The organism is Enterobacter sp. WPR_3_1, assembly GCF_003635055.1.
Taxonomy (GTDB): Bacteria; Pseudomonadota; Gammaproteobacteria; order Enterobacterales; family Enterobacteriaceae; genus Enterobacter; species Enterobacter ludwigii.
The window spans coordinates 55194-81067 of sequence record NZ_RBXU01000003.1; the positions used below are offsets into that span (position 1 = coordinate 55194).

24 protein-coding genes are annotated in these 25874 nt (G+C 55.4%); 19 read left to right on the top strand and 5 right to left on the bottom strand.

All coding sequences use genetic code 11. The annotated features are described in order from the left end of the window. Positions 1–43 precede the first annotated feature (43 nt). From pldB to BJ887_RS01280, 3 genes are all read left to right on the top strand, one after another. Entirely contained in the window at positions 44–1036 is a 993-nt protein-coding gene (gene pldB / locus BJ887_RS01270) for a lysophospholipase L2 (protein WP_020882879.1), read from the top strand. Positions 1037–1068: 32 nt separating this feature from the next. Next, positions 1069–1869: a sugar/pyridoxal phosphate phosphatase YigL gene (yigL, locus tag BJ887_RS01275; protein WP_020882878.1), complete on the top strand. Its 801-nt coding sequence runs from the start codon at positions 1069–1071 to the stop codon at positions 1867–1869. A gap of 82 nt (positions 1870–1951) precedes the next feature. After that, on the top strand, positions 1952–2851 hold the full coding sequence (locus BJ887_RS01280; RefSeq protein ID WP_020882877.1) for a carboxylate/amino acid/amine transporter: 900 nt from the start codon (positions 1952–1954) through the stop codon (positions 2849–2851). Here BJ887_RS01280 and metR read toward each other — a convergent pair. Then, positions 2739–3692, bottom strand: coding sequence for an HTH-type transcriptional regulator MetR (gene metR / locus BJ887_RS01285; protein ID WP_014172120.1), 954 nt, complete (start codon positions 3690–3692; stop codon positions 2739–2741). The genes BJ887_RS01280 and metR overlap by 113 nt on opposite strands. A gap of 116 nt (positions 3693–3808) precedes the next feature. Between metR and metE the strand changes: the two genes are divergently transcribed. Continuing rightward, positions 3809–6070, top strand: a complete 2262-nt coding sequence (gene metE / locus BJ887_RS01290; RefSeq protein WP_121339092.1) for a 5-methyltetrahydropteroyltriglutamate--homocysteine S-methyltransferase — start codon at positions 3809–3811, stop codon at positions 6068–6070. Between the two features lie 44 nt (positions 6071–6114). Here metE and BJ887_RS01295 read toward each other — a convergent pair whose 3' ends face one another. Further along, entirely contained in the window at positions 6115–6921 is an 807-nt protein-coding gene (locus tag BJ887_RS01295) for a dienelactone hydrolase family protein (RefSeq protein ID WP_014172118.1), read from the bottom strand. A gap of 255 nt (positions 6922–7176) precedes the next feature. On the opposite strand from BJ887_RS01295, the gene udp reads away from it, so the two are divergent. From udp to tatD, 9 genes are all read left to right on the top strand, one after another. Next, on the top strand, positions 7177–7938 hold the full coding sequence (udp, locus tag BJ887_RS01300; protein WP_003860792.1) for a uridine phosphorylase: 762 nt from the start codon (positions 7177–7179) through the stop codon (positions 7936–7938). A 137-nt stretch (positions 7939–8075) separates the two neighbouring features. Further along, complete coding sequence (gene rmuC / locus BJ887_RS01305) at positions 8076–9533, top strand: DNA recombination protein RmuC (RefSeq protein ID WP_014172116.1); 1458 nt, start codon at positions 8076–8078, stop codon at positions 9531–9533. Between the two features lie 66 nt (positions 9534–9599). Next, entirely contained in the window at positions 9600–10355 is a 756-nt protein-coding gene (gene ubiE, locus BJ887_RS01310; RefSeq protein ID WP_014172115.1) for a bifunctional demethylmenaquinone methyltransferase/2-methoxy-6-polyprenyl-1,4-benzoquinol methylase UbiE, read from the top strand. A gap of 13 nt (positions 10356–10368) precedes the next feature. Beyond that, positions 10369–10974, top strand: a complete 606-nt coding sequence (gene ubiJ / locus BJ887_RS01315) for a ubiquinone biosynthesis protein UbiJ (RefSeq protein ID WP_025202788.1) — start codon at positions 10369–10371, stop codon at positions 10972–10974. Next, positions 10971–12611, top strand: coding sequence for a ubiquinone biosynthesis regulatory protein kinase UbiB (gene ubiB, locus BJ887_RS01320; RefSeq protein WP_014172113.1), 1641 nt, complete (start codon positions 10971–10973; stop codon positions 12609–12611). The genes ubiJ and ubiB overlap by 4 nt, the downstream gene beginning before the upstream one ends. A 76-nt stretch (positions 12612–12687) precedes the next feature. After that, on the top strand, positions 12688–12942 hold the full coding sequence (gene tatA, locus BJ887_RS01325) for a Sec-independent protein translocase subunit TatA (protein WP_020882874.1): 255 nt from the start codon (positions 12688–12690) through the stop codon (positions 12940–12942). 3 nt (positions 12943–12945) lie between these two features. Beyond that, entirely contained in the window at positions 12946–13488 is a 543-nt protein-coding gene (tatB, locus tag BJ887_RS01330; RefSeq protein ID WP_020882873.1) for a Sec-independent protein translocase protein TatB, read from the top strand. 2 nt (positions 13489–13490) lie between these two features. Further along, positions 13491–14261, top strand: coding sequence for a Sec-independent protein translocase subunit TatC (gene tatC, locus BJ887_RS01335; RefSeq protein ID WP_014172110.1), 771 nt, complete (start codon positions 13491–13493; stop codon positions 14259–14261). A gap of 41 nt (positions 14262–14302) precedes the next feature. Continuing rightward, positions 14303–15085 (top strand): 3'-5' ssDNA/RNA exonuclease TatD, encoded by a 783-nt coding sequence (tatD, locus tag BJ887_RS01340; RefSeq protein ID WP_068795463.1) that lies wholly within the window; start codon positions 14303–14305, stop codon positions 15083–15085. Here the strand turns inward: tatD and rfaH are convergent. Continuing rightward, positions 15082–15573 carry a transcription/translation regulatory transformer protein RfaH gene (rfaH, locus tag BJ887_RS01345; RefSeq protein ID WP_020882871.1) on the bottom strand — a complete coding sequence of 164 codons (492 nt, stop codon included), beginning with the start codon at positions 15571–15573 and terminating at the stop codon, positions 15082–15084. The two genes, tatD and rfaH, sit on opposite strands and share 4 nt — an antisense overlap. Positions 15574–15743: 170 nt before the next feature. Between rfaH and ubiD the strand changes: the two genes are divergently transcribed. Together ubiD and fre are read left to right on the top strand one after the other, a co-directional pair. Beyond that, a complete protein-coding gene (gene ubiD / locus BJ887_RS01350) occupies positions 15744–17249 on the top strand; it encodes a 4-hydroxy-3-polyprenylbenzoate decarboxylase (RefSeq protein ID WP_014172107.1) in 1506 nt (501 codons plus the stop codon). A 30-nt stretch (positions 17250–17279) separates the two neighbouring features. Beyond that, positions 17280–17981, top strand: a complete 702-nt coding sequence (fre, locus tag BJ887_RS01355) for an NAD(P)H-flavin reductase (RefSeq protein ID WP_014172106.1) — start codon at positions 17280–17282, stop codon at positions 17979–17981. A 182-nt stretch (positions 17982–18163) separates the two neighbouring features. Here the strand turns inward: fre and fadA are convergent, their stop codons facing one another. Both fadA and fadB read right to left on the bottom strand, forming a co-directional pair. Further along, positions 18164–19327, bottom strand: a complete 1164-nt coding sequence (gene fadA / locus BJ887_RS01360) for an acetyl-CoA C-acyltransferase FadA (protein WP_014172105.1) — start codon at positions 19325–19327, stop codon at positions 18164–18166. A 9-nt stretch (positions 19328–19336) separates the two neighbouring features. Then, positions 19337–21526: a fatty acid oxidation complex subunit alpha FadB gene (gene fadB, locus BJ887_RS01365; protein WP_121339095.1), complete on the bottom strand. Its 2190-nt coding sequence runs from the start codon at positions 21524–21526 to the stop codon at positions 19337–19339. A gap of 190 nt (positions 21527–21716) precedes the next feature. On the opposite strand from fadB, the gene pepQ reads away from it, so the two are divergent. From pepQ to hemG, 4 genes are read left to right on the top strand one after another with little or no spacing between them, the layout of a single operon-like run. Beyond that, a complete protein-coding gene (gene pepQ / locus BJ887_RS01375) occupies positions 21717–23048 on the top strand; it encodes a Xaa-Pro dipeptidase (protein ID WP_121339097.1) in 1332 nt (443 codons plus the stop codon). Beyond that, positions 23048–23662 carry an IMPACT family protein gene (locus tag BJ887_RS01380; protein ID WP_121339099.1) on the top strand — a complete coding sequence of 205 codons (615 nt, stop codon included), beginning with the start codon at positions 23048–23050 and terminating at the stop codon, positions 23660–23662. Before pepQ ends, BJ887_RS01380 begins: the two co-directional genes overlap by 1 nt. Before the next feature lie 41 nt (positions 23663–23703). After that, a complete protein-coding gene (gene trkH, locus BJ887_RS01385) occupies positions 23704–25155 on the top strand; it encodes a Trk system potassium transporter TrkH (protein ID WP_025202793.1) in 1452 nt (483 codons plus the stop codon). 10 nt (positions 25156–25165) lie between these two features. Beyond that, positions 25166–25711: a menaquinone-dependent protoporphyrinogen IX dehydrogenase gene (gene hemG, locus BJ887_RS01390; protein ID WP_020882866.1), complete on the top strand. Its 546-nt coding sequence runs from the start codon at positions 25166–25168 to the stop codon at positions 25709–25711. The last annotated feature ends 163 nt before the right edge of the window (positions 25712–25874 follow it).

A 25874-nucleotide genomic window follows, 5' to 3' on the forward strand; every position in this document is an offset into this window, starting at 1 on the left:
GACGAAAAAACGATATTCCTTGGCTTACGGGGGTGGAAACCCGATGTTTCAGCAGAAAAAGGACTGGGAAACACGAGAAAACGCATTTGCTGCTTTCTCTATGGGGCCGCTGACCGATTTCTGGCGTCAGCGTGAGGAAGATGAGTTTACGGGTGTTGGCGATGTTCCGGTACGCTTTGTGCGTTTCCATGATGAGAAAAACGATCGGGTGATCGTGGTCTGTCCGGGACGTATTGAGAGCTACATCAAATACGCTGAACTGGCCTATGACCTGTTCCATCTGGGCTTCGATGTGTTGATTATCGACCATCGCGGGCAGGGGCTTTCTGGCCGCTTATTGTCGGACACGCATCGCGGTCATGTGGATAACTTCAGCGATTACGTCGACGATCTTGCCGCCTTCTGGCAGCAGGAAGTTCAGCCGGGCCCATGGCGTAAGCGCTATATTCTGGCGCACTCCATGGGTGGGGCGATTTCGACGCTGTTTTTACAGCGCTATGACCACCAGTGTGATGCCATTGCGCTCACCGCGCCGATGTATGGCATCGTCATGCGTTTTCCGGACTGGATGGTGCGCCATATTCTCGACTGGGCTGAGGGCCATCAGCGCATTCGTGAAGGGTATGCCATCGGGACAGGGCGCTGGCGCGCGCTGCCGTTTGCCCTCAACGTATTGACCCATAGCCGGCAGCGTTATCGCCGTAACCTGCGTTTTTATGCCGATGAACCGCGCCTGCGCGTCGGTGGCCCGACATATCACTGGGTGCGGGAAGGGATCCTTGCCGGTGAACAGGTGCTTGCTGGTGTTGGTAAAGATGATACGCCGACACTTCTGATTCAGGCTGAAGAAGAGCGTGTGGTGGATAACCGCATGCATGACCGCTTTTGTGAACTCCGCGCTGCCGCCGGTCACCCTTGCGAAGGGGGTAAACCGCTGGTCATCAACGGCGCGTACCATGAGATCCTTTTTGAAAAGGACGCTATGCGCTCAGTCGCGCTCAACGCCATTGTTGAATTTTTCGACAGGCATAATTGATTGTTGTTTTACCACCAGAGGTTGAAATCCCTATGTACCAGGTTGTTGCATCTGATTTAGATGGCACGCTGCTTTCTCCCGACCATACCTTGTCGCCTTACGCGAAAGAGACCTTAAAGCTTCTGACCGCCCGCGGAGTGAACTTCGTGTTTGCCACCGGCCGCCACCACGTGGACGTGGGGCAGATCCGCGATAATCTTGAGATCAAATCGTACATGATCACCTCCAACGGTGCGCGCGTGCACGATACCGATGGCAACCTGATCTTTACGCATAACCTGGATCGCGACATTGCCGCCGATCTGTTCGGCGTAGTGCATAACAACCCGGACATTATCACTAACGTTTATCGCGATGACGACTGGTTCATGAATCGCCATCGCCCGGATGAAATGCGTTTCTTCAAGGAAGCGGTATTTAACTATTCCCTGTACGAGCCAGGCCTGCTGGAGCCGGAAGGGATCAGCAAGGTGTTCTTTACCTGCGAAAGCCACGAAGCGTTGTTACCGCTGGAACAGGCGATTAATGCGCGTTGGGGTGACCGCGTCAACGTGAGTTTCTCGACCCTGACCTGTCTGGAAGTTATGGCGGGGGGAGTTTCCAAAGGGCACGCGCTGGAAGCCGTGGCGAAACGTCTGGGCTTCGAACTGAAAGACTGTATCGCCTTCGGTGATGGCATGAACGACGCCGAGATGCTCTCTATGGCGGGCAAAGGCTGCATTATGCAGAATGCACACCAGCGTCTGAAAGACCTGCACCCGGAACTGGAAGTGATTGGGTCTAACGCTGACAACGCGGTACCAAAATACCTGCGCAAACTGTTCCTTGAATAATCTTCATTTGATTGTTTATTGCTCAGTTGTCAACTAAAGAGTTCGCTACAATGCCTGTCCTTCTTTCTGAGAGACAAGCATTGTGGCGCTACTCATTATTACCACTATCCTGTGGGCCTTCTCTTTTAGCCTGATTGGCGAGTACCTCGCCGGGCACGTCGACAGCTACTTCTCGGTGCTGATGCGCGTGGGGCTGGCGGCGCTGGTATTCCTGCCCTTCCTGCGTACACGCGGGCAATCGCTGAAGACCATTTTGCTGTACATGCTGGTGGGGGCGATGCAGCTCGGCATCATGTACCTGTTCAGCTTCCGGGCTTACGTCTACCTGTCTGTCTCTGAATTTCTGCTTTTCACCGTGCTTACGCCGCTCTATATCACGCTGATTTACGATCTGCTCAGCAAACGTCGTTTGCGCTGGGGATATCTGTTGAGCGCGGCGCTGGCGGTGATCGGGGCGGCGATTATTCGCTACGACAAAGTGAGCGACCACTTCTGGACCGGGCTGATGTTCGTGCAGTTGGCGAACCTCAGCTTTGCCATCGGTATGGTCGGGTACAAGCGCCTGATGGAAACCCGACCGATGCCACAGCATAACGCGTTCGCCTGGTTCTATATGGGGGCAGCTATCGTCGCGGTGGCGGCATGGTTTATGCTCGGTAACCCGCAAAAGCTCCCGACGACAACCCTGCAGTGGGGCGTTCTGGTCTGGCTGGGCGTGGTGGCATCGGGGCTGGGTTACTTCATGTGGAACTACGGCGCTACGCAGGTAGACGCCGGTACGCTGGGGATCATGAACAACGTGCATGTGCCTGCAGGGCTGCTGGTGAACCTTGCCATCTGGCAGCAGCAGCCTCACTGGCCGAGCTTCCTTATTGGGGGAGCAGTGATTCTGGCTTCGCTGTGGGTCCATCGCCGTTGGGTCGCTCCGCGCTCCGCACAAACGGAAGATGATCGCACGCGTGGTTCCGCGCAGAGCGAATAAACGCTTCCGTAATCGGCTGACGCTGCTCGCCATCGCGCACGGCGGCGTACAGCCGGCTCCATAGTCCCTCACCCAGGGTTTTAGTGACAACCAGACCCTGGCGTTCAAAACTCTCCACAACCCAGTGTGGCAGCGCAGCGATGCCCATTCTGGCGGCAACCATCTGAATTAACAGCAGGGTGTTATCCACGCTTTTGAGCTGCGGGCTAATGCCGGCCGGCTGCAGGAAGTGACGCCAGATATCCAGCCGACTGCGCTGTACCGGGTAAATCAGCAGCGTTTCACTGGCTAAATCTTCCGGGGTGATACGCGTTTTACTGGCCAGCGGATGATCCGGAGCCAGCACCAGACGTACCTCATAATCAAACATTGGCGAATAGTGCAGGCCGCTGCGGGGCAGAATGTCTGAGGTCATCACCAGATCCAGTTCTCCCTGCTGGAGCGACGGCTGCGGGTCGAACGTCACGCCGGATTTGAAATCCATCTCCACCTGCGGCCACCTCTGGCGGAAGTTCTCAAGCGCGGGTGTCAGCCATTGAATACAGCTGTGACACTCAATGGCGATACGCAGTCTGGTTTGCTGCGGCTCGTTACAGGACTGCAGCGCGCTGGCTATTTGCGGCAGCACCTGATTAGCCAGCTGCAGCAGGATCTCGCCCTGAGGCGTAAAGCGTAGCGGCTGGCTCTTACGCACAAAAAGACGAAAGCCGAGGCGTTGTTCCAGATCGCTGAACTGGTGAGAAAGGGCGGACTGGGTCTGGTGCAGCGTGGCTGCCGCCGCCGCGAGAGAACCGCAATTTCGCAACGCTTGTAGCGTTTTCAGGTGTTTAATCTCGATCATGAAAGTCCTTCACTTCGCCATGAACATTTTGCGCTTGAGGAATATACAGTAACTGCCAATTATGGATGTGTAAACATCTGGATGGCTAAATACCAAAAATTCACAGGGGACACACCATGACAATTCGCAATCACACTCTCGGTTTCCCTCGCGTTGGCCTTCGCCGCGAGCTGAAAAAAGCGCAGGAAAGTTACTGGGCAGGTACCTCTGGCCGTGAAGAATTGCTGGCAGTGGGCCGCGAACTGCGTGCGCGCCACTGGGAACAGCAAAAGCAGGCGGGCATTGACCTGCTGCCCGTGGGCGATTTCGCCTGGTACGACCATGTTCTGACCACCAGCCTGCTGCTTGGCAACGTGCCGGCTCGTCATCAGAACAAAGATGGATCGGTAGATATCGACACCCTGTTCCGCATTGGCCGTGGTCGTGCGCCAACGGGAGAGCCTGCGGCAGCGGCGGAAATGACCAAGTGGTTCAACACCAACTATCACTATATGGTGCCGGAATTTGTGAAAGACCAGCAGTTCAAACTGAGCTGGACCCAGTTGCTCGACGAAGTCGATGAAGCGCTGGCGCTGGGCCACCAGGTGAAACCGGTACTGCTGGGGCCGGTAACGTATTTGTGGCTGGGTAAAGTGAAAGGCGAGCAGTTTGACCGTCTCAGCCTGCTGAACGATATTCTGCCGGTCTACAAACAGATGCTGATTGAACTGGGTAAACGCGGAATTCAGTGGGTGCAAATCGATGAGCCTGCGCTGGTGCTGGAGCTGCCGCAGGCGTGGCTGAAAGCGTTTAAACCCGCTTACGATGCCCTTACTGGTCAGGTGAAGCTATTGCTGACCACCTATTTTGAAGGCGTGACGCCGAACCTGAGTACCATTACTGCGCTGCCGGTGCAGGGTCTTCATGTTGACCTGGTCCACGGCAAAGATGACGTGGCCGAACTGCACAAACGTCTGCCTGAAGAGTGGTTGCTTTCGGCCGGACTGGTGAATGGCCGTAACGTCTGGCGCGCCGATCTGAGCGAGAAATATGCACAGATTAAAGATATCGTCGGCAAACGTGAGCTGTGGGTGGCCTCCTCCTGCTCTCTGCTGCACAGCCCAATCGATCTCAGTGTGGAAACCCGCCTTGATCCCGAGGTGAAGAGCTGGTTTGCCTTTGCGCTGCAAAAATGTGAAGAGCTGGCGCTGCTGCGTGATGCGTTAAATAGCGGTGACACCACGGCCATTACCGACTGGAGCGCCCCCATTCAGGCGCGTCGTCATTCGGCACGCGTCCACAACCCGGCGGTCGAAAAACGTCTGGCGGCCATTACCGCGCAGGACAGCCAGCGTCAGAGCCCCTATGAGGTGCGTGCCGAAGCCCAGCGTGCCCGCTTCAACCTGCCAGCGTGGCCAACCACCACCATCGGCTCCTTCCCGCAGACGACGGAGATCCGCGGCCTGCGTCTGGATTTCAAAAAAGGCAACCTCGATGCGAATCACTACCGCACCGGCATCGCTGAGCACATCAGACAGGCGATTGTTGAGCAGGAACGTTTAGGTCTGGACGTGCTGGTACACGGTGAAGCCGAGCGTAACGACATGGTGGAATACTTCGGCGAACATCTGGACGGTTTCGTCTTTACGCAGAACGGTTGGGTGCAGAGCTATGGTTCCCGCTGTGTGAAGCCACCGGTGGTGATTGGTGACGTCAGCCGCCCGCAAGCGATCACCGTAGAGTGGGCAAAATTCGCCCAGTCCCTGACCGACAAACCGGTGAAAGGGATGCTGACCGGCCCGGTGACGATCCTCTGCTGGTCCTTCCCGCGTGAAGATGTGACCCGTGAAACCATCGCCAAACAGATTGCGCTGGCGCTGCGTGATGAAGTGGCCGATCTGGAAGCGGCGGGTATCGGCATCATCCAGATTGATGAACCGGCGCTACGCGAAGGTTTGCCGCTGCGTCGCAGTGACTGGGATGCTTATCTGAAGTGGGGTGTGGAGGCTTTCCGCCTCAACGCCGCGGTCGCGAAAGATGACACGCAGATCCACACCCACATGTGTTACTGCGAATTTAACGACATTATGGATTCGATTGCCGCGCTGGATGCCGACGTGATCACCATCGAAACGTCGCGTTCAGACATGGAACTGCTGGAGTCCTTCGAAGAGTTCGAGTATCCAAACGAAATTGGGCCGGGTGTCTACGACATCCACTCCCCGAACGTACCGAGCGTGGAGTGGATTGAGAGCCTGCTGAAAAAAGCCGCCCAGCGGATCCCGGCTGAGCGCCTGTGGGTCAACCCGGACTGCGGACTGAAAACCCGCGGCTGGCCGGAGACCCGCGCGGCACTCGCGAACATGGTCAGGGCGGCGCAGAATTTGCGTCAGGCCTGATAAATCCGAAGCCCGGCAAGGCGTAGCCGCGACCGGGCTTTTGTTTACGCTTTTTTCCCGCCGTACTGGCTGAACCATGCCAGCATCCGCTGCCAGCCATCTTTAGCCGATTCCGCGTGATAGCTCGGACGATAGTCGGCATTAAAGGCGTGGCCGGCATCCGGGTAAACGATGATTTCAGCTTTTGCATTGGCTGCGCGGAGCGCATGGCGCATGGTCTCTACCGTATCAAGCGGGATCCCGGTGTCCTGGCCGCCATAAAGCCCTAAAACTGGGGCATTTAACTCGGTGGCGATATCAACGGGATGCTTCGGCGAGTTCAGCGTTTTCTCCCCCACCAGTTTGCCGTACCAGGCAACGGCGGCTTTAAGCTGCGGGTTATGTGCGGCATACAGCCAGCTGATACGTCCTCCCCAGCAGAAACCCGTCACCATCAGACGATGTGCGTCGCCGCCATTGCGCGCAGCCCAACTGGCCACGTGGTCCAGATCGGCCAGTACCTGTGCATCCGGCACTTTGCTGACCAGGTTGCTGAACAGCGTCGGTATATCGCTGTAGTCGTTCGGATCGCCCTGACGGAAATAGAGCTCTGGCGCAACGGCCAGATAACCTTCCAGCGCCAGACGGCGGCAAAGGTCGCGAATATGTTCGTGAACGCCGAAAATTTCCTGAACCACAATCACGATGGGCAGCGGGCCGTCGGCCGATTTTGGCCGCGCGTGGTAAGCAGGCATATTCTCCCCCTGCGAGGGGATGGAGGTCTCACCTGCCGTAATGGCCTCTTCAGGTGTTGAGACGATGGTTGATGCATGAGGGGCCGCTGCAGGTGCAAAACCGGTTTTTTCAGTCATGGCATTCTCCGTACCAATGAGTTAGCGCAAAGGTAAATATAGTCACCAGGTTAACAATTCACAGTGCCTGAAACGGTCTATCTTTTGTGCAGCACCTGACGATATAACTTGTTAATGTGATGTGAATCACTATTTCATGGAAATTTACTGCAATCATTTTCATTCATGGTGAGATGTGTCACGTAATTCTGCTTACTGCTTCTGTAAAGTACCTTTTTACTTCTTCTGACTAACCGACCCACAGAGGAGTCACCTATGTCTAAGTCTGATGTTTTTCATCTCGGCCTCACTAAAAACGATTTACAAGGGGCTACGCTGGCTATCGTCCCGGGCGATCCTGAGCGTGTGGAAAAGATCGCCGCGCTGATGGATAAGCCGGTTAAGCTTGCTGCCCATCGTGAATTCACCACCTGGCGCGCTGAGCTGGATGGCAAAGCGGTGATCGTCTGTTCTACCGGTATCGGTGGCCCGTCCACCTCAATTGCTGTTGAAGAGCTGGCGCAGCTGGGCATTCGTACTTTCCTGCGTATCGGGACTACCGGTGCCATTCAGCCGCATATCAACGTTGGCGACGTGCTGGTGACAACCGCTTCCGTGCGTCTGGACGGCGCGAGTCTGCACTTTGCCCCTATGGAATTCCCGGCGGTGGCGGATTTCGAATGCACCACCGCACTGGTTGAAGCCGCGAAATCCGTTGGCGCAACCACCCACGTAGGCGTGACCGCCTCTTCTGATACCTTCTACCCAGGCCAGGAGCGTTATGACACCTTCTCCGGCCGCGTGGTAAGCCGTTTCAAAGGTTCTATGGAAGAGTGGCAGTCTATGGGCGTTATGAACTACGAAATGGAATCTGCAACCTTGCTGACCATGTGCGCAAGCCAGGGTCTGCGTGCCGGTATGGTGGCGGGCGTTATCGTCAACCGTACCCAGCAGGAGATCCCGAACGCGGAAACCATGAAGCAGACCGAAAGTCATGCGGTGAAAATCGTGGTTGAAGCAGCGCGTCGCCTGATCTAATCCCTTCTTATACGAAAAAAGGCCGACCCGTTCGGCCTTTTTTTTGCGTAGCGCCTCGCAGGAAAACCCTTTCAAACTGGACGTTTATACAGCACAATTCTATTTTGTGCAGGTAATACGTTGATGCAGGGGGCATTGTGGATATCTCAATCCTGATTTATGCAGTGATTGCGCTGGTGGGCGTGGGGGCAGGCTGGCTGATTTCCAGCTACCAGCACGCGCAACAAAAGGCCGATCAGTTGGCCGAGCGCGAAGAGATAGTCGCCGATTTAAGCGCGGCAAAACAGCAGGTTGCGCTGAGCGAACACTGGCGTGACGAATGCGAGCTGCTCAACAACGAGCTGCGTAATCTTCGCGATATCAACACCTCGCTGGAGGCCGATCTCCGCGAAGTGACTACCCGCCTCGAATCCACCCAGCTGCATGCGGAAGATAAAATCCGCCAGATGATGAACAGCGAGCAACGCCTCAGCGAGCAGTTCGAGAACCTCGCGAACCGCATTTTTGAACACAGCAACCGCCGCGTAGACGAACAAAACCGCCAAAGCCTGAATAGCCTGCTAACGCCCCTGCGTGAACAGCTGGACGGCTTTCGTCGTCAGGTACAGGACAGCTTTGGCCAGGAGGCTCGTGAGCGGCACACGCTGGCGCATGAAATTCGCAATCTTCAGCAGCTGAATGCGCAAATGGCGCAGGAAGCGGTCAACCTGACCCGTGCGCTGAAGGGCGATAACAAAACCCAGGGCAACTGGGGGGAAGTGGTGCTGACCCGCGTGCTGGAGGCCTCTGGCCTGCGGGAAGGGTATGAATACGAAACGCAGGTGAGTATCGAGAACGATGCCCGCTCGCGTATGCAGCCTGATGTGATTGTGCGGCTCCCGCAGGGCAAAGATGTGGTGATAGACGCCAAAATGACGCTGGTGGCTTATGAGCGCTATTTCAATGCGGAAGATGACTACACCCGCGAGTCGGCGCTGCAGGAGCACATCGCCTCCGTGCGTAACCACATTCGTCTGCTGGGCAGAAAAGACTACCAGCAGTTACCCGGCCTGCGCTCGCTGGATTACGTCCTGATGTTTATTCCGGTTGAACCCGCGTTCTTGCTGGCGCTCGACAGACAGCCTGAACTGATTACCGAAGCCCTAAAAAATAACATTATGCTGGTGAGCCCCACCACGCTGCTGGTGGCATTGCGCACCATTGCCAACCTGTGGCGCTATGAACATCAGAGCCGTAATGCGCAGCAGATTGCCGATCGCGCCAGCAAGCTTTACGACAAAATGCGCCTTTTTGTGGATGATATGTCCTCGGTCGGGCAAAGCCTTGACCGCGCCCAGGATAACTATCGCCAGGCGATGAAAAAACTCTCTTCCGGGCGTGGCAACTTACTGGCGCAGGCCGAAGCGTTTCGTTCCCTGGGTGTGGAGGTGAAGCGCGAGATTAATCCGGAATTAGTTGAGCAGGCCACCGCCCAGGATGAAGAGTTTCGCCTGCGCGAAGGCGCTGGCGAACAAAAGACAAACAGTGAAGACAATACGTTAGCGACAGATTTAACGTCAGACGAGCGTCCGGCACGTTTCTTTCGCGAAGGTTGAAACGTAGGGCAAACGCGCCCAATCTGTTACACTTCACGAACATTTTACTGATAAGCAGGCTCTGAGATGGTTGACGATTCACAAGACACGACGCACTTTGGCTTTCAGACTGTCGCCAAAGCGCAGAAAGCTGATATGGTGGCCCACGTATTTCATTCCGTGGCGGCGAAGTACGATGTGATGAATGACTTGATGTCGTTCGGCATTCATCGCTTGTGGAAGCGCTTCACCATCGACTGTAGCGGTGTGCGTCGTGGACAAACGGTACTGGATTTAGCCGGCGGTACAGGCGATTTGACAGCAAAATTCTCCCGTCTGGTGGGCGAAACCGGTCGCGTTGTTCTGGCAGATATTAACGACTCAATGCTCAAAATGGGACGTGAGAAGCTGCGTAACATCGGCGTGGTAGGTAATGTCGAGTATGTGCAGGCGAACGCCGAAGCGCTGCCTTTCCCGGATAATACCTTTGACTGCATCACTATCTCCTTCGGCCTGCGTAACGTCACCGATAAAGAAAAAGCGCTGCGCTCCATGTACCGCGTGTTAAAGCCGGGTGGACGCCTGCTGGTGCTCGAATTCTCCAAACCGATTCTTGAGCCGTTAAGCAAAGCTTACGACGCATACTCATTCCATGTGCTGCCGCGCATTGGTGAGCTGGTGGCAAACGACGCGGAAAGCTATCGGTACCTGGCGGAATCTATCCGTATGCACCCGGATCAGGACACTTTAAAGGCCATGATGCAGGATGCGGAATTCGAGAACGTTGAGTATTTCAACATGACGGCAGGTGTCGTCGCGCTGCATCGCGGTTATAAGTTCTGAGTGGAGGTTTCCCGTGCCCTTTAAACCCTTAGTCACCGCAGGCATCGAGAATGTCCTGAATGCCTTTCTTTACCGCGCACCGGCGCTTAAAGCCGCACGTCAGCGGCTTAACGGCAAGGTGCTGCGTGTTGTTCTGAAAGAGTTCTCGACGCCGCTTGTGCTGGTTTTCAGTGAACGCCAGCTTGACGTTCTGGGTGAGTGGGAAGGTGAAGCCGACTGCTCCGTGATTACGCACATGAGCGTGCTGCCAAAATTACGTGACCGTCAGCAGCTTACGGCGCTTATCCGCAGCGGTGAGCTGGAAGTGGAAGGCGACATTCAGGTCGTACAGAATTTCGTTGCGCTCAGCGATCTGGCCGAGTTTGACCCGGCAGAGCTGCTTGCGCCTTTCATTGGCGACATTGCTGCCGAAGGGATCGGTAAAGCCATTCATGGCGGTACGTCTTTTCTTCGCAAGAGTCTGCAACGACAGCAACGCTATGCGGCGGAAGTGCTGACTGAAGAGTGGCGTATGGCCCCTGGCGCGCTTGAAGTTGCATGGTTTGCGGAAGAGACCGCAGCGGTTGAACGCGCGGTGGATGCCTTAACCAAACGGCTGGAAAAACTGGAGGGCAAATGACGCCTGGTGAAATTCGGCGCCTCTATTTTATCGTCCACACCTTTTTGAGTTACGGGCTCGACGAGCTTATCCCCAAAATGCGTATCACGCTGCTGCTTCGCATCTGGCGGCGGATGTTGTTCTGGATGCCTAATCGTCATAAAGATCAGCCGCTGGGTGAACGTCTTCGCCTGGCGCTCCAGGAGCTGGGCCCGGTATGGATTAAGTTCGGGCAAATGCTCTCGACTCGCCGCGATCTTTTCCCGCCGCAGATTGCCGATGAACTGGCACTGCTGCAGGACCGCGTTGCACCGTTTGACGGTGTGAGAGCGAAAAAACAGATCGAAGAGGCGATGGGCAATATTCCTGTCGAGACCTGGTTTGACGATTTCGAAATAGAACCTCTTGCTTCAGCCTCTATCGCCCAGGTGCATACAGCCCGTCTGAAAGAGAACGGCAAAGAGGTGGTTATCAAAGTGATCCGCCCGGACATCCTGCCGGTAATCCGAGCGGACATGAAGCTTATCTATCGGCTTGCACGCTGGGTTCCGCGCCTGCTCCCCGACGGACGCCGTCTGCGCCCAATGGAAGTTGTGCGGGAGTATGAAAAAACACTGATTGATGAATTAAACCTGCTGCGTGAATCGGCAAATGCTATCCAGCTGCGCCGGAACTTTGAAAATAGCCCGATGCTCTATGTGCCGGAAGTGTATTCGGACTACTGCAGCCAGAACATGATGGTAATGGAGCGGATTTACGGTATTCCGGTCTCGGATGTGGCAGCCCTGGAAAAGCAGGGAACCAACATGAAGCTGCTGGCCGAGCGTGGCGTGCAGGTCTTCTTTACCCAGGTATTCCGCGACAGCTTTTTCCACGCGGACATGCACCCGGGGAATATCTTCGTCAGTTACGAGCACCCGGAAGACCCGAAATATATCGGTATTGACTGCGGTATTGTGGGCTCGCTGAACAAAGAAGATAAGCGCTATCTCGCTGAGAACTTCATTGCCTTCTTTAACCGTGATTACCGCAAGGTGGCCGAGCTGCACGTTGATTCTGGTTGGGTTCCGCCGGACACCAACGTCGAAGAGTTTGAGTTTGCTATCCGTACCGTCTGCGAGCCGATTTTTGAAAAGCCGCTGGCAGAAATTTCCTTCGGACACGTATTGCTGAACCTGTTTAACACGGCACGCCGCTTCAACATGGAAGTGCAGCCACAGTTAGTTTTACTTCAGAAAACATTACTTTACGTTGAAGGTGTAGGTCGACAGCTCTATCCTCAGTTAGACTTATGGAAGACTGCGAAACCTTTCCTTGAATCCTGGATTAAGGATCAGGTGGGCATTCCGGCGCTGGTGCGCTCTATTAAAGAGAAAGGCCCGTTCTGGATAGAAAAAATGCCTGATATTCCTGAACTGATTTACGACAGTTTGCGTCAGAGCAAGAACCTTCAGCACAGCATGGATAAAATCGCCCGCGAGCTTCAGTCCAGCCGTGTTCGACAGGGGCAGTCGCGCTATCTCTTTGGCATTGGAGCAACGCTGCTGCTGAGTGGTACGCTGTTGCTGATCACTCGCCCTGACTGGCAGATGATGCCCGCCTGGCTGATGGCTGGCGGTGTTGTGGTCTGGCTCGCCGGCTGGAGAAAAACGCGCTGATTTTGCGTCGCTATCGACGGGTCGCCTACGTATAATGCGACCTGACTCATTAATCATCTATCCCTGAGGTACATGTATGGGTGGTATCAGTATCTGGCAATTGTTGATCATTGCCGTCATCGTCGTGCTGCTGTTTGGCACGAAAAAGCTCGGTTCTATCGGCTCCGATCTGGGCGCGTCTATCAAAGGCTTCAAGAAAGCGATGAGCGATGATGAGAGCAAGCAGGATAAAACCAGCCAGGATGCTGACTTTACTGCTAAATCCATCTCCGACAAGCAGGAAGAGGCGAAAAAAGAAGACGCTAAACGCCACGATAAAGAGCAGGTGTAATTCGTGTTCGACATTGGTTTTAGTGAGCTGCTGCTGGTCTTTGTGATTGGCCTGATAGTGTTAGGACCCCAGCGTCTGCCGGTGGCGGTGAAAACCGTTGTGGGCTGGGTACGCGCGCTGAGATCGCTGGCTTCGACCGTACAAAATGAGCTGGCGCAGGAACTTAAGCTGCAGGAGTTTCAGGAAAGCCTGAAAAAGGTGGAAAAGGCGAGCATGGATAACCTGACGCCTGAACTGAAAGCCTCAATGGATGAACTGCGTGAAGCGGCAGAATCCATGAAGCGCTCCTACAGCGTCAACGATCCTGAAAAGGCGAGCGATGAAGCTAACACCATCCACAACCCGGTGGTGAAGGACAGCGAAGCGCAGCGCGAGGGCGTTACGCCTGCCAGCGCGGAGCATCAGGCTACCGCGCCTGAACAAACGCCGCAGGAATCTGAACCGAAAAAACAGGCGCAGCCGGAAGCACCGGTGGTAAAAGCGGCTGACGTTAAGCCCGCCGCGCCTGTTTCCGAATCATCCCCCTCGTCGAGTGATAAAGCGTAAACATGGCAGTAGATGATACCCAACCGCTGATTACGCACCTCATAGAGCTGCGTAAGCGCCTTTTAAACTGCATTATCGCGGTTTTCCTCATTTTCTTATGCCTGGTCTATTTCGCCAATGATATCTACCAGGTTGTCTCTGCGCCGCTGATCAAGCAGATGCCGCTGGGGGCAACGATGATCGCAACCGACGTTGCATCACCGTTCTTTACCCCTATTAAGCTCACCTTCTGGGTATCGCTGATTGCCTCTGCGCCGGTCATTCTTTATCAGGTGTGGGCGTTTGTGGCGCCAGCGCTGTACAAGCATGAACGCAAGCTGGTGATCCCGCTGCTGGTATCCAGCTCGCTGCTGTTCTATATCGGCATGGCGTTCGCCTACTTTGTTGTCTTCCCGCTGGCCTTTGGCTTCCTGACGCATACCGCGCCGGAAGGGGTTCAGGTGTCGACGGATATCGCCAGCTACCTCAGCTTTGTGATGGCGCTGTTTATGGCATTCGGCGTGGCATTCGAAGTGCCGGTAGCCATTGTGCTGCTTTGCTGGGTAGGGGTGACTACCCCTGATGACCTGCGTAAGAAGCGCCCGTATATCCTGGTCGGCGCGTTTGTGGTTGGCATGCTGCTCACACCACCTGACGTCTTCTCACAAACGCTGCTGGCAATACCGATGTATTGTCTGTTCGAAGTCGGCGTATTCTTCTCGCGTTTCTACGTGGGAAAAGGGCGTCGGTCGGATGACGAAGACGATACGTCGGAAAAGACCACTGAAGAGTAAAACCAGCCGCCCGTCAGGGCGGTTGTGCTATGGGGAATCGCATGTTTGATATCGGACTCAACCTGACCAGCTCGCAGTTTGCGAAAGACTGCGATGAGGTCGTCGCGCGTGCTTTTGCCGCCGGGGTGAAAGGACTGCTCCTGACGGGAACCAACCTGCATGAAAGCGAGCAGGCGCAACAGCTTGCTCAACGCTATGATCGCTGCTGGTCAACCGCTGGCGTGCATCCTCATGACAGCAGCCAGTGGACGCCGCAGAGCGCTGAAATCATACACAGGCTGGCGAAAACCCCTGAAGTCGTGGCCATTGGCGAATGTGGTCTCGATTTCAACCGTAACTTTTCCACACCAGCCGAACAGGAAAACGCCTTCACCGCCCAGCTCGCCCTGGCGGCGGAGCTTGGAATGCCTGTGTTTATGCACTGCCGTGACGCGCATGAGCGCTTCCTCGCCTTACTGGAACCCTGGCTCGATAAACTGCCCGGTGCGGTACTGCACTGCTTTACCGGTTCACGGCAGGAGGCGCTGGAGTGTCTGGAACGCGGGTTATATCTGGGCATTACCGGCTGGGTTTGCGATGAACGTCGCGGGCTTGAGCTTCGCGAGCTGTTGCCGGTGATCCCGGCGGACCGCTTGCTTGTTGAAACCGACGCACCTTATCTGCTGCCGCGAGATATGCAACCCAAACCGGCTTCTCGACGTAACGAACCGGCCTATCTGGGGCATATTCTTGAGAGCGTAGCGCGCTGGCGCGGAGAAGACCCGCACTGGCTTTGCGCACAGACGGATGACAACGTGCGTCGCCTGTTCGGGATAGACGTTTAAACTTTGCGGAAGTCGGTGTTTTTCACGCTCTGCAATACCTGCTTATTCAGCAGGTTGAGCAACAGCATGGAGCGTGCTTCACCGTCAGGCTCGGCGAAAATCGCCTGTAAGCCCTCGAAAGCCCCTTCAGTGATGACGACGCTGTCGCCTGCGTAGGGGGTTTCCGGATCGGTGATGCCTTCAGGTTGCTGGTACACCGAAAGCTGATGAATCACCGTTGACGGGACCGTGGCCGGGTGAGCGCCAAAACGCACAAAGTGGCTGACACCGCGTGTGGCGCTGATGGTCGTGGTGTGAATCACTTCCGGGTCGAACTCAACGAACAGATAGTTCGGGAATAATGGCTCACTGACGGTCGTGCGCTTCCCGCGCTGCATTTTTTCAAGCGTGATCACGGGTGTCAGGCAATTCACAGACTGACGTTCAAGATGTTCCTGCGCGCGCTGAAGTTGCCCGCGTTTGCAATACAGTAAATACCAGGCCTGCATAATCACTCTTTCCCTTAGTTCGGGGCGCAAGCATATCAAAACCCTGGCGGGATCGCTAAGTTGATTATAATGGGGGAAAAGGGAACAGAATGCATAAGTTCACGCTAATTTAACAAAATTACAGCATCAAGCAGGCTTACGCCGTATAATGAAGCGCTTACAGAGAGGCCATGACTAACTGCATGAAATACCACGATCTCCGCGACTTCCTGACGCTGCTGGAAAAGCAGGGCGAACTCAAACGCATTACACTTCCTGTTGATCCTTATCTGGAAATGACAGAAATTGCTGACCGCACCCTGCGTGCCGGTGGCCCCGCTTTACTGTTTGAAAACCCAAAAGGGTATTCGATGCCGGTGCTGTGCAACCTGTTTGGTACACCGCGCCGTGTGGCGTTGGGGATGGGACAGGAGGACGTCACGGCGCTGCGTGAAGTGGGTAAACTGCTGGCGTTTCTGAAAGAGCCAGAGCCACCGAAAGGTTTCCGCGATCTGTTCGATAAACTGCCGCAGTTTAAGCAGGTGCTAAACATGCCAACCAAACGTCTGCGCGGCGCACCGTGTCAGCAGAAAGTGCTGGAAGGCGATGCGGTGGATCTGACAAAAATTCCTGTCATGCAATGCTGGCCTGAAGATGCTGCGCCGCTTATCACCTGGGGGCTCACCGTCACGCGTGGTCCGCACAAAGAGCGACAAAATCTGGGTATTTACCGCCAGCAGCTGATTGGCAAAAATAAGCTCATCATGCGCTGGTTGTCACATCGTGGCGGCGCCCTGGATTTCCAGGAGTGGTGTGCTGAACACCCGGGCGAGCGTTTCCCGGTTTCCGTTGCGTTAGGCGCCGATCCGGCCACGATTCTGGGGGCGGTAACGCCAGTGCCGGATACGCTGTCCGAATATGCCTTTGCAGGCCTGCTGCGCGGAACCAAAACCGAAGTCGTGAAGTGTATTTCTAATGACCTTGAAGTTCCTGCCAGCGCGGAGATCGTTCTGGAAGGTTACCTTGAGCAGGGCGAAATGGCACCGGAAGGGCCATACGGTGACCACACCGGCTATTACAACGAAGTTGATAACTTCCCGGTGTTTACCGTCACGCACATCACCCAGCGTGAAGATGCGATTTACCACTCCACCTATACCGGACGTCCACCGGATGAACCGGCGGTACTGGGAGTGGCGCTGAACGAAGTGTTTGTGCCGATCCTGCAAAAGCAGTTCCCGGAAATTGTTGATTTTTACCTGCCGCCAGAAGGGTGTTCGTATCGCCTGGCGGTGGTGACGATGAAGAAGCAATATCCTGGTCACGCTAAACGCGTGATGATGGGCGTATGGTCTTTCCTGCGCCAGTTTATGTATACCAAATTTGTTATTGTCTGCGATGATGATGTTAACGCCCGCGACTGGAATGACGTTATCTGGGCCATTACTACGCGAATGGATCCGGCGCGGGATACGGTGTTAGTCGAAAACACGCCGATAGATTATCTGGATTTTGCCTCGCCGGTCTCCGGCCTTGGCTCAAAAATGGGACTGGATGCCACAAACAAATGGCCCGGCGAAACCGAGCGTGAATGGGGTCGACCGATCAAAAAAGATCCTGCCGTGACCGCGCGCATTGACGCGATCTGGGATGAACTGGCCATAATGAATAACGGTAAACCTGAAACAGGCCGTTAAGCCCTATAGACTTCACGACAGAGAGAGCGAATGACAACCTTAAGCTGTAAAGTGACCTCGGTAGATGCTATCACCGACACCGTATATCGCGTCCGTTTAGTACCTGAAGCGGCATTCTCTTTCCGCGCCGGTCAGTACTTGATGGTCGTGATGGATGAGCGTGATAAGCGTCCCTTCTCTATGGCTTCTACGCCAGCAGAGCAGGAATTTATTGAGCTTCATATTGGTGCGTCTGAGCTTAACCTGTATGCGATGGCCGTCATGGACCGCATTCTGAAAGAACGTGAAATCGTGGTGGATATTCCTCACGGTGATGCCTGGCTGCGTGAAGATGAAGACCGTCCGCTGATCCTGATTGCGGGGGGAACGGGTTTCTCTTACGTGCGCTCTATCCTGCTGACGGCCCTGGCGCGTAACCCGGATCGCGATATCACCATCTACTGGGGCGGCCGCGAAGAGAAACATCTCTACGACCTGTCTGAACTGGAAGCATTAAGCGTCAATCATCCACACCTGCGCATTGAGCCGGTGGTGGAGCAGCCTGAAGAGGGCTGGCGTGGGCGCAGCGGTACGGTACTGACGGCGGTGCTGCAGGATCACGGCACGCTGGCGGGACATGATATCTATATTGCTGGCCGTTTTGAGATGGCGAAAATTGCCCGTGATCTGTTCTGCAACGAACGTGACGCGCGTGAAGACCGTCTCTTCGGCGATGCTTTCGCGTTCATTTAAATAAAAAACCCGCCCCTGACAGGCGGGAAGAACGGCAACTAAACTTTATCTCTTCGCCACTGGCGCCATAACTGCGATGGCTGCGTGTGCTCACCCGAATCCCTTACTTCCGTAAGCGCATCGGGCGCCGCTCGCGTGCCGCCGTGTTCTGGCGACACTGGCTGTAAGAACCCCTCGAAGAGTTACACTCGCTCAAATACCGTCGCGATACCCTGACCCAGCCCGATACACATCGTCGCCAGACCAAACTGAGCGTCTTTGCGTTCCATCAGGTTAATCAGCGTGGTGCTGATGCGTGCCCCGGAACAACCCAGCGGGTGACCGAGGGCGATCGCGCCGCCATTGAGGTTAATCTTGTCGTCTATCTGATCCATCAGGCCCAGATCTTTGATGCACGGCAGGATCTGCGCGGCAAAGGCTTCGTTCATCTCAAACAGATCGATATCACTGGTGGTTAAGCCTGCTTTTTTCAGCGCCAGCTTCGAGGCCGGCACCGGACCGTAACCCATAATGGACGGATCGCAACCCACCACCGCCATCGAACGCACCCGGGCGCGAGGCGTCAGGCCTAACTCGCGGGCACGGCTTTCACTCATCACCAGCATCGCGGCGGCCCCGTCAGATAGGGCAGACGAGGTGCCTGCCGTTACCGTACCGGTGACCGGGTCAAACGCCGGGCGCAGCGTAGAAAGGGTTTCTACAGTGGTTTCCGGGCGAATCACTTCATCGTAGCTGAACTGCTTCAAAACGCCGTCAGCATCGTGACCACCGGTTGGGATGATCTCATGCTTAAATGCGCCGGATTGCGTTGCGGCCCAGGCGCGTGCGTGGGAGCGCGCGGCAAAGGTATCCTGCATTTCGCGGCTGATGCCGTGGAGGCGGGAAAGCATCTCAGCGGTCAGGCCCATCATTCCCGCCGCTTTCGCCACGTTACGGCTCATACCCGGGTGGAAATCAACCCCGTGGCTCATCGGCACGTGGCCCATGTGCTCCACGCCGCCGACCAGACAGGCCTGCGCATCACCGGTCATGATCATGCGTGCCGCATCGTGCAGCGCCTGCATTGACGAACCACACAGACGGTTAACGGTCACCGCCGGAACTGAATGCGGGATCTCCGCCAGCAGCGAAGCGTTACGGGCGATGTTAAAGCCCTGTTCGAGGGTTTGCTGTACACAGCCCCAGTAAATATCGTCGAGCGCTGCGGGGTCCAGTGCCGGGTTACGCGCCAGCAGGCTACGCATCAGGTGCGCGGAGAGGTCTTCCGCGCGCACATTACGGAATGCGCCGCCTTTTGAACGGCCCATCGGGGTGCGAATCGCATCAACAATGACAACCTTTTCCATTGTGACTCCTTAAGCCGTTTTCAGCTCGCCAACCGGACGGGCTGGCTCAACTGCTGGGTAATAGGGTTCGTTATGGCGCGCTTTGTTACGCAGACCTTCCGGCACGTCATACAGCGGGCCGAGGTGCTGGTACTGCTGAGCCATATCGAGATAACGGGCGCTGCCGAGCGTATCCAGCCAGCGGAACGCGCCGCCGTGGAACGGAGGGAAGCCGAGGCCGTACACCAGTGCCATATCTGCTTCTGCCGGGCTGGCGATAATGCCTTCTTCCAGGCAACGCACCACTTCGTTGATCATTGGAATCATCATTCGGGCGATGATTTCATCGTCGGTGAAGTCACGTTTCGGCTGGCTGACGTCGGCCAGCAGGCCATCCACCGCCGCGTCTTCTTCTTTCTTCGGTTTACCTTTGCTGTCTTCTTTATAGCGCCAGAAGCCCAGGCCGTTTTTCTGACCAAAGCGGCTGGCGTCAAACAGAGCGTCAATCGCGTCGCGGTAATCTTTCTGCATGCGCTGCGGGAAGCCTGCCGCCATCACCGCCTGGGCGTGGTGTGCGGTGTCAATGCCGACCACATCCAGCAGATACGCCGGACCCATCGGCCAGCCGAACTGTTTTTCCATCACTTTGTCGACTTTGCGGAAATCCGCACCGTCGCGCAGGAGCTGGCTGAAACCGGCGAAGTACGGGAACAGCACGCGGTTGACGAAGAAGCCCGGACAATCGTTGACCACGATCGGGGTTTTGCCCATTTTGCTGGCCCATGCCACGACTTTGGCGATCGTTTCGTCAGAGGTTTTTTCCCCACGGATCACTTCGACAAGCGGCATACGGTGCACCGGGTTAAAGAAGTGCATACCGCAGAAGTTTTCCGGGCGCTTCAGAACGCCTGCCAGTTCGCTAATCGGGATGGTGGAGGTGTTTGAGGCCAGTACGGTATCAGGACGAACCTTCTCTTCGGTTTCCGCCAGCACCGCTTTTTTGACTTTCGGGTTCTCAACGACCGCTTCAACGACCACATCCACACGGTCGAAACCGCTATAGTCCAGGGTCGGGTGGATTGTCGAGATCACCCCTGAGAGTTTCAGACCGTCAATTTTGCCGCGTTCCAGCTGTTTATTCAGCAGCTTGGCCGCTTCGGTCATGCCCAGCGTCAGGGATTTCTCGTTGATGTCTTTCATCACCACAGGCACGCCTTTCCAGGCCGACTGATAAGCGATGCCGCCGCCCATAATGCCTGCACCGAGTACCGCCGCATGTTTTGGCGTCTCAACATTTTTGGTCAGCTGTTTCGCCTTACCTTTCACGAATTGATCGTTCAGGAAGATGCCCACCAGTGCGCGAGCTTCATTAGTGTGCGCCAGCGGAACAAAGCTTTGGTTTTCCAGTTTCAGCGCTTCATCACGGCCAAAGCGGGCTGCGGCTTCAATCGTTTTAACGGCGGTAATGGGCGCGGGGTAGTGTTTGCCTGCCGTCTGCATCACCATCCCTTTGGCGATGGTGAAGCTCATGGCGGCTTCAATTTTGCTGAGTTTCAACGGTTCCAGCTTCGGCTGACGTTTGGCTTTCCAGTCGAGGTCGCCATTAATGGCCTGATGGAGAATGGCGAGGGAGCCTTCAATCAGTTTTTCTGGTTTAACCACACCGTCCACCAGGCCTATTTTCTGCGCCTGTTCCGCCCCGACATCTTTACCGGCGGCGATGATCTCCAGGGCGCTATCGGCACCCAACATGCGTGGCATACGTACGGAACCGCCAAAGCCTGGCATGATGCCCAGTTTTGTTTCCGGCAGGCCGATGCGCAGGTCTGGCGTGGCCAGACGATAGTCGGTTGCCAGCACGCACTCGCAGCCGCCGCCCAGCGCGTAGCCGTTAACGGCGGAGACTGTCGGAACAGGTAGATCTTCCAGACGATTAAAGACGCTGTTGGCAAAGTGCAGCCACTGGCTCAGCTGTTCTTCCGGGACCTGGAACAGTGAAAGGAATTCGGTGATATCTGCACCGACAATAAAAGCCGCTTTGTTTGAGCGCAGCAGCAGTCCTTTTAATTGAGATTGTTTTTCAAGCACATCCAGCGCCTGGCCAAGACTGGCCACCGTCGCGGTATCAAGCTTGTTGACTGAGCCGGGGGCATCGAACACCAGTTCGGCAATGCCATCTTCCAGCCAGTTGAGGTACAGGGTGTCGCCTTTGTAGAGCATGTCAGTCTCCTGAATCCAGCAAGTGGATCTGGTCATACCAGATGAGACGGAGTGTGGGATTTATGTTAATAAAATGCAAATTTCTCATTAAGAAATTGCTGCATTGATCACGGTCGGTGGAAATCACGCAGTCGGAGTCAGGTGTGCTAAGATGCGATGACTTGAGCTCAGAAAAATGAAAGGAAGAAAGATGGACTCACTGGCTTCGCTTTATAAAAATCATATCGTTACCCTACAGGAACGTACCCGTGATGTACTGGCGCGCTTTAAGCTGGATGCGCTGTTAATCCACTCCGGAGAGCTGATTAACACCTTCCTGGATGACCATGCGTATCCGTTTAAGGTCAACCCGCAGTTCAAAGCCTGGGTGCCCGTCACGCAGGTCCCAAATTGCTGGTTGCTGGTGGACGGGGTGAACAAGCCGAAACTGTGGTTCTATTTGCCTGTCGATTACTGGCACAACGTTGAGCCGCTGCCGACCAGCTTCTGGACGGAAGAAGTGGACGTTATCGCTTTACCAAAAGCCGATGGCATTGGCAGCCTCCTGCCAGCCGGGCGCGGCAATATTGCTTATATTGGCCCGGTTCCTGAGCGTGCGCTCGGTCTGGATATTCCGGCGGATAAACTCAATCCGAAAGGGGTTCTGGATTATCTGCACTACTATCGCGCTTATAAGACCGACTACGAACTTTACTGCATGCGTGAAGCGCAAAAAACGGCGGTAAACGGTCACCGTGCCGCCCATGAAGCGTTCCAGTCTGGCATGAGCGAGTTCGATATTAACCAGGCGTATCTGACCGCCACCGGCCACCGTGACACTGATGTCCCTTACAGCAACATCGTCGCGCTGAATGAGCATGCGTCCGTTCTGCACTACACCAGGCTCGATCACCAGGTGCCATCCGAGATGCGCAGCTTCCTGTTGGACGCCGGGGCAGAGTACAACGGCTATGCGGCTGACCTGACCCGCACCTGGGCGGCAAATGCGGATACCGATTTTGCACAGCTGATTAAAGACGTTAACGATGAGCAACTGGCGCTTATTGGCACCATGAAAGCGGGAACCAGCTATGTGGATTACCACATCCAGTTCCATCAGCGCATCGCTAAACTGCTGCGTAAGCACCAGATTGTGAAAGACATGAGCGAAGAGGCGATGGTGGAAAACGATCTGACCGGGCCGTTCATGCCGCACGGTATTGGTCACCCGCTGGGTCTGCAGGTTCATGATGTTGCCGGTTTTATGCAGGACGATACCGGTACGCACCTGGCCGCGCCGTCTAAATATCCTTACCTGCGCTGCACGCGTATTCTTGAGCCGCGTATGGTGCTGACCATCGAGCCGGGTATCTACTTTATCGAATCGCTGTTAGCGCCATGGCGTGAAGGCCTGTTCAGCAAGCACTTCAACTGGGACAAAATTGAAGCGCTGAAACCGTTTGGCGGTATTCGTATCGAAGACAACGTGGTGATCCACGAAAACGGTATTGAGAATATGACGCGAGACCTGAAGCTGGCCTGATGGATAGCTGGCTGATACCGGCTGAACCGGTCACCTTTGTTGAGGAAATTAAGAAGAGCCGATTCATTACGCTGCTGGCACATACCGACGGCGTTGAGGCGGCAAAAGCGTTTGTTGAGTCCGTTCGCGCGCAGCACCCTGACGCACGTCACCATTGCGTGGCGTGGGTGGCAGGGCCGCCGAACAATTCACAACAGCTGGGGTTTTCCGATGACGGTGAACCGGCAGGCACAGCCGGTAAACCCATGCTCTCCCAGTTGATGGGCAGCGGCGTGGGTGAAATCACCGCCGTGGTCGTTCGCTACTACGGCGGTATTTTATTAGGCACGGGTGGACTGGTTAAAGCGTATGGCGGTGGGGTTCAGCAGGCACTGAATATGCTGATTACCACCCGCAAAACGCCGCTCACCGAATATACTTTACTGTGCGATTACGGTCAGTTATCCGGCATTGAGGCATTGCTAAAGCAGTTTAACGGCGTCATCGCGCACAGTGACTATCAGGCAATGGTGCAACTGCGCGTGGCGTTTCCGCAGGCGGAACTGGCTGCTTTTTCAGCAAAGCTGGCGGATTTTAGTCGCGGTTCGTTGCAATTGCTGCCGATTGAAGAATAATCCCCACCTCACTTTTTTGAATACCAAAGGAAGCGGCAGAGATGCATTTTCGTGCCATTACCCGAATCGTTGGACTGCTGGTCATACTTTTTTCCGGGACGATGATTCTCCCAGGACTGGTAGCGCTTATTTACCGGGACGGCGCGGGGCGGGCATTTACCCAGACCTTCTTTGTCGCGCTGGCGATTGGCTCACTGCTGTGGTGGCCAAACCGTCGTCAAAAGGGTGAGCTGAAATCTCGCGAAGGGTTTCTGATTGTTGTTCTGTTCTGGACAGTGCTGGGAAGCGTGGGTGCGCTACCCTTTATCTTCTCTGAGCAGCCTAATCTGACCGTCACGGATGCGTTTTTTGAATCGTTCTCGGGTTTAACGACGACCGGGGCGACCACGCTGGTCGGGCTGGATTCCTTACCGCATGCCATTCTCTTTTATCGCCAGATGCTGCAATGGTTCGGGGGGATGGGGATCATCGTCCTGGCAGTGGCCATCCTGCCTATTCTCGGCGTCGGGGGGATGCAGCTCTACCGTGCGGAAATGCCGGGCCCACTGAAAGATAACAAGATGCGCCCGCGCATAGCCGAGACGGCGAAAACCCTATGGCTTATCTATGTCTTACTGACGGTCGCCTGTGCGTTAGCGTTATGGTTTGCCGGGATGCCTGCATTCGACGCTATCGGGCACAGCTTTGCGACGATCGCCATCGGCGGGTTCTCGACCCACGATGCCAGCGTGGGCTACTTCGACAGCCCCACCATTAACACGATCATTGCCATCTTCCTGCTGATTTCCGGCTGTAACTACGGTCTGCACTTCTCCTTACTCAGCGGGCGTAGCCTGAAGGTGTACTGGCGTGACCCGGAGTTTCGCATGTTCATTGGTGTCCAGCTTACGCTGGTCATCATCTGTACCGTGGTGTTGTGGTTCCACGATGTCTATAACTCCGCGTTGACTACGTTAAATCAGGCGTTCTTCCAGGTGGTGTCGATGGCAACCACCGCCGGTTTTACAACGGACAGTATTGCGCGCTGGCCGCTGTTCCTGCCGGTACTGCTGCTGTGTTCTGCGTTCATCGGGGGTTGTGCGGGGTCGACGGGCGGTGGCCTGAAGGTGATCCGTATTCTGCTGTTGTTTAAGCAGGGGAACCGTGAACTTAAACGTCTGGTCCACCCGAACGCGGTTTACAGCATCAAACTGGGTAACCGTGCCCTGCCGGAACGTATTCTTGAAGCGGTGTGGGGGTTCTTCTCGGCCTATGCGCTGGTCTTCATCGTCAGTATGCTGGCGATTATCGCGACGGGGGTGGATGATTTCTCTGCCTTTGCTTCCGTCGTAGCAACGTTGAATAACCTCGGGCCTGGCCTGGGGGTTGTGGCGGATAACTTTGCCAGTATGAACCCGGTCGCGAAATGGATCCTCATCGCCAACATGCTGTTTGGTCGTCTGGAGGTCTTTACGCTGCTGGTGCTGTTCACCCCAACATTCTGGCGCGAGTAAGGAGTCGTCGGTGAAAACACTTATTCTTTTCTCTACGCGGGATGGGCAAACGCGTGAGATTGCCTCATATCTGGCTTCAGAATTAAAAGAGCTGGGGATTTACTCTGATGTGGTGAACCTGAACCGCACGGAGCAGATAGCCTGGCAGGATTACGACCGTGTGGTTATTGGCGCGTCTATTCGTTACGGGCATTTCCATCCGGCGCTGGATCGTTTTGTGAAAAAGCATACGGCAGTGCTCAATAAACTGCCCGGGGCTTTTTACTCGGTCAATCTGGTGGCGCGTAAACCTGAGAAACGTACGCCGCAGACCAACAGCTATACGCGCAAGTTTCTGTTGAGCTCTCCGTGGCAGCCGGACATCAGCGCCGTCTTTGCCGGCGCGCTGCGTTATCCGCGCTATCGCTGGTATGACCGCTTTATGATTCGCCTCATTATGAAGATGACTGGCGGCGAAACCGATACGCGCAAAGAGGTGGTGTATACCGACTGGTCGCAGGTCGCCAGTTTTGCGCGGGAGATCGCACATTTATCAGGCGATTCGCGGCTTAAATAGGCATGACGTTTGAAAAGTGAGCGAACGAAAAGTTTTTTGTATTTTGTGCTTGTCACTTCAGAATAACTCCCTATAATGCGCCTCCACTGACACGGAACAACGGCACACACGCCGCCGGGTCAGCAGAGATAAGCGAAAATAAATGCTTGACTCTGAAGCGGGA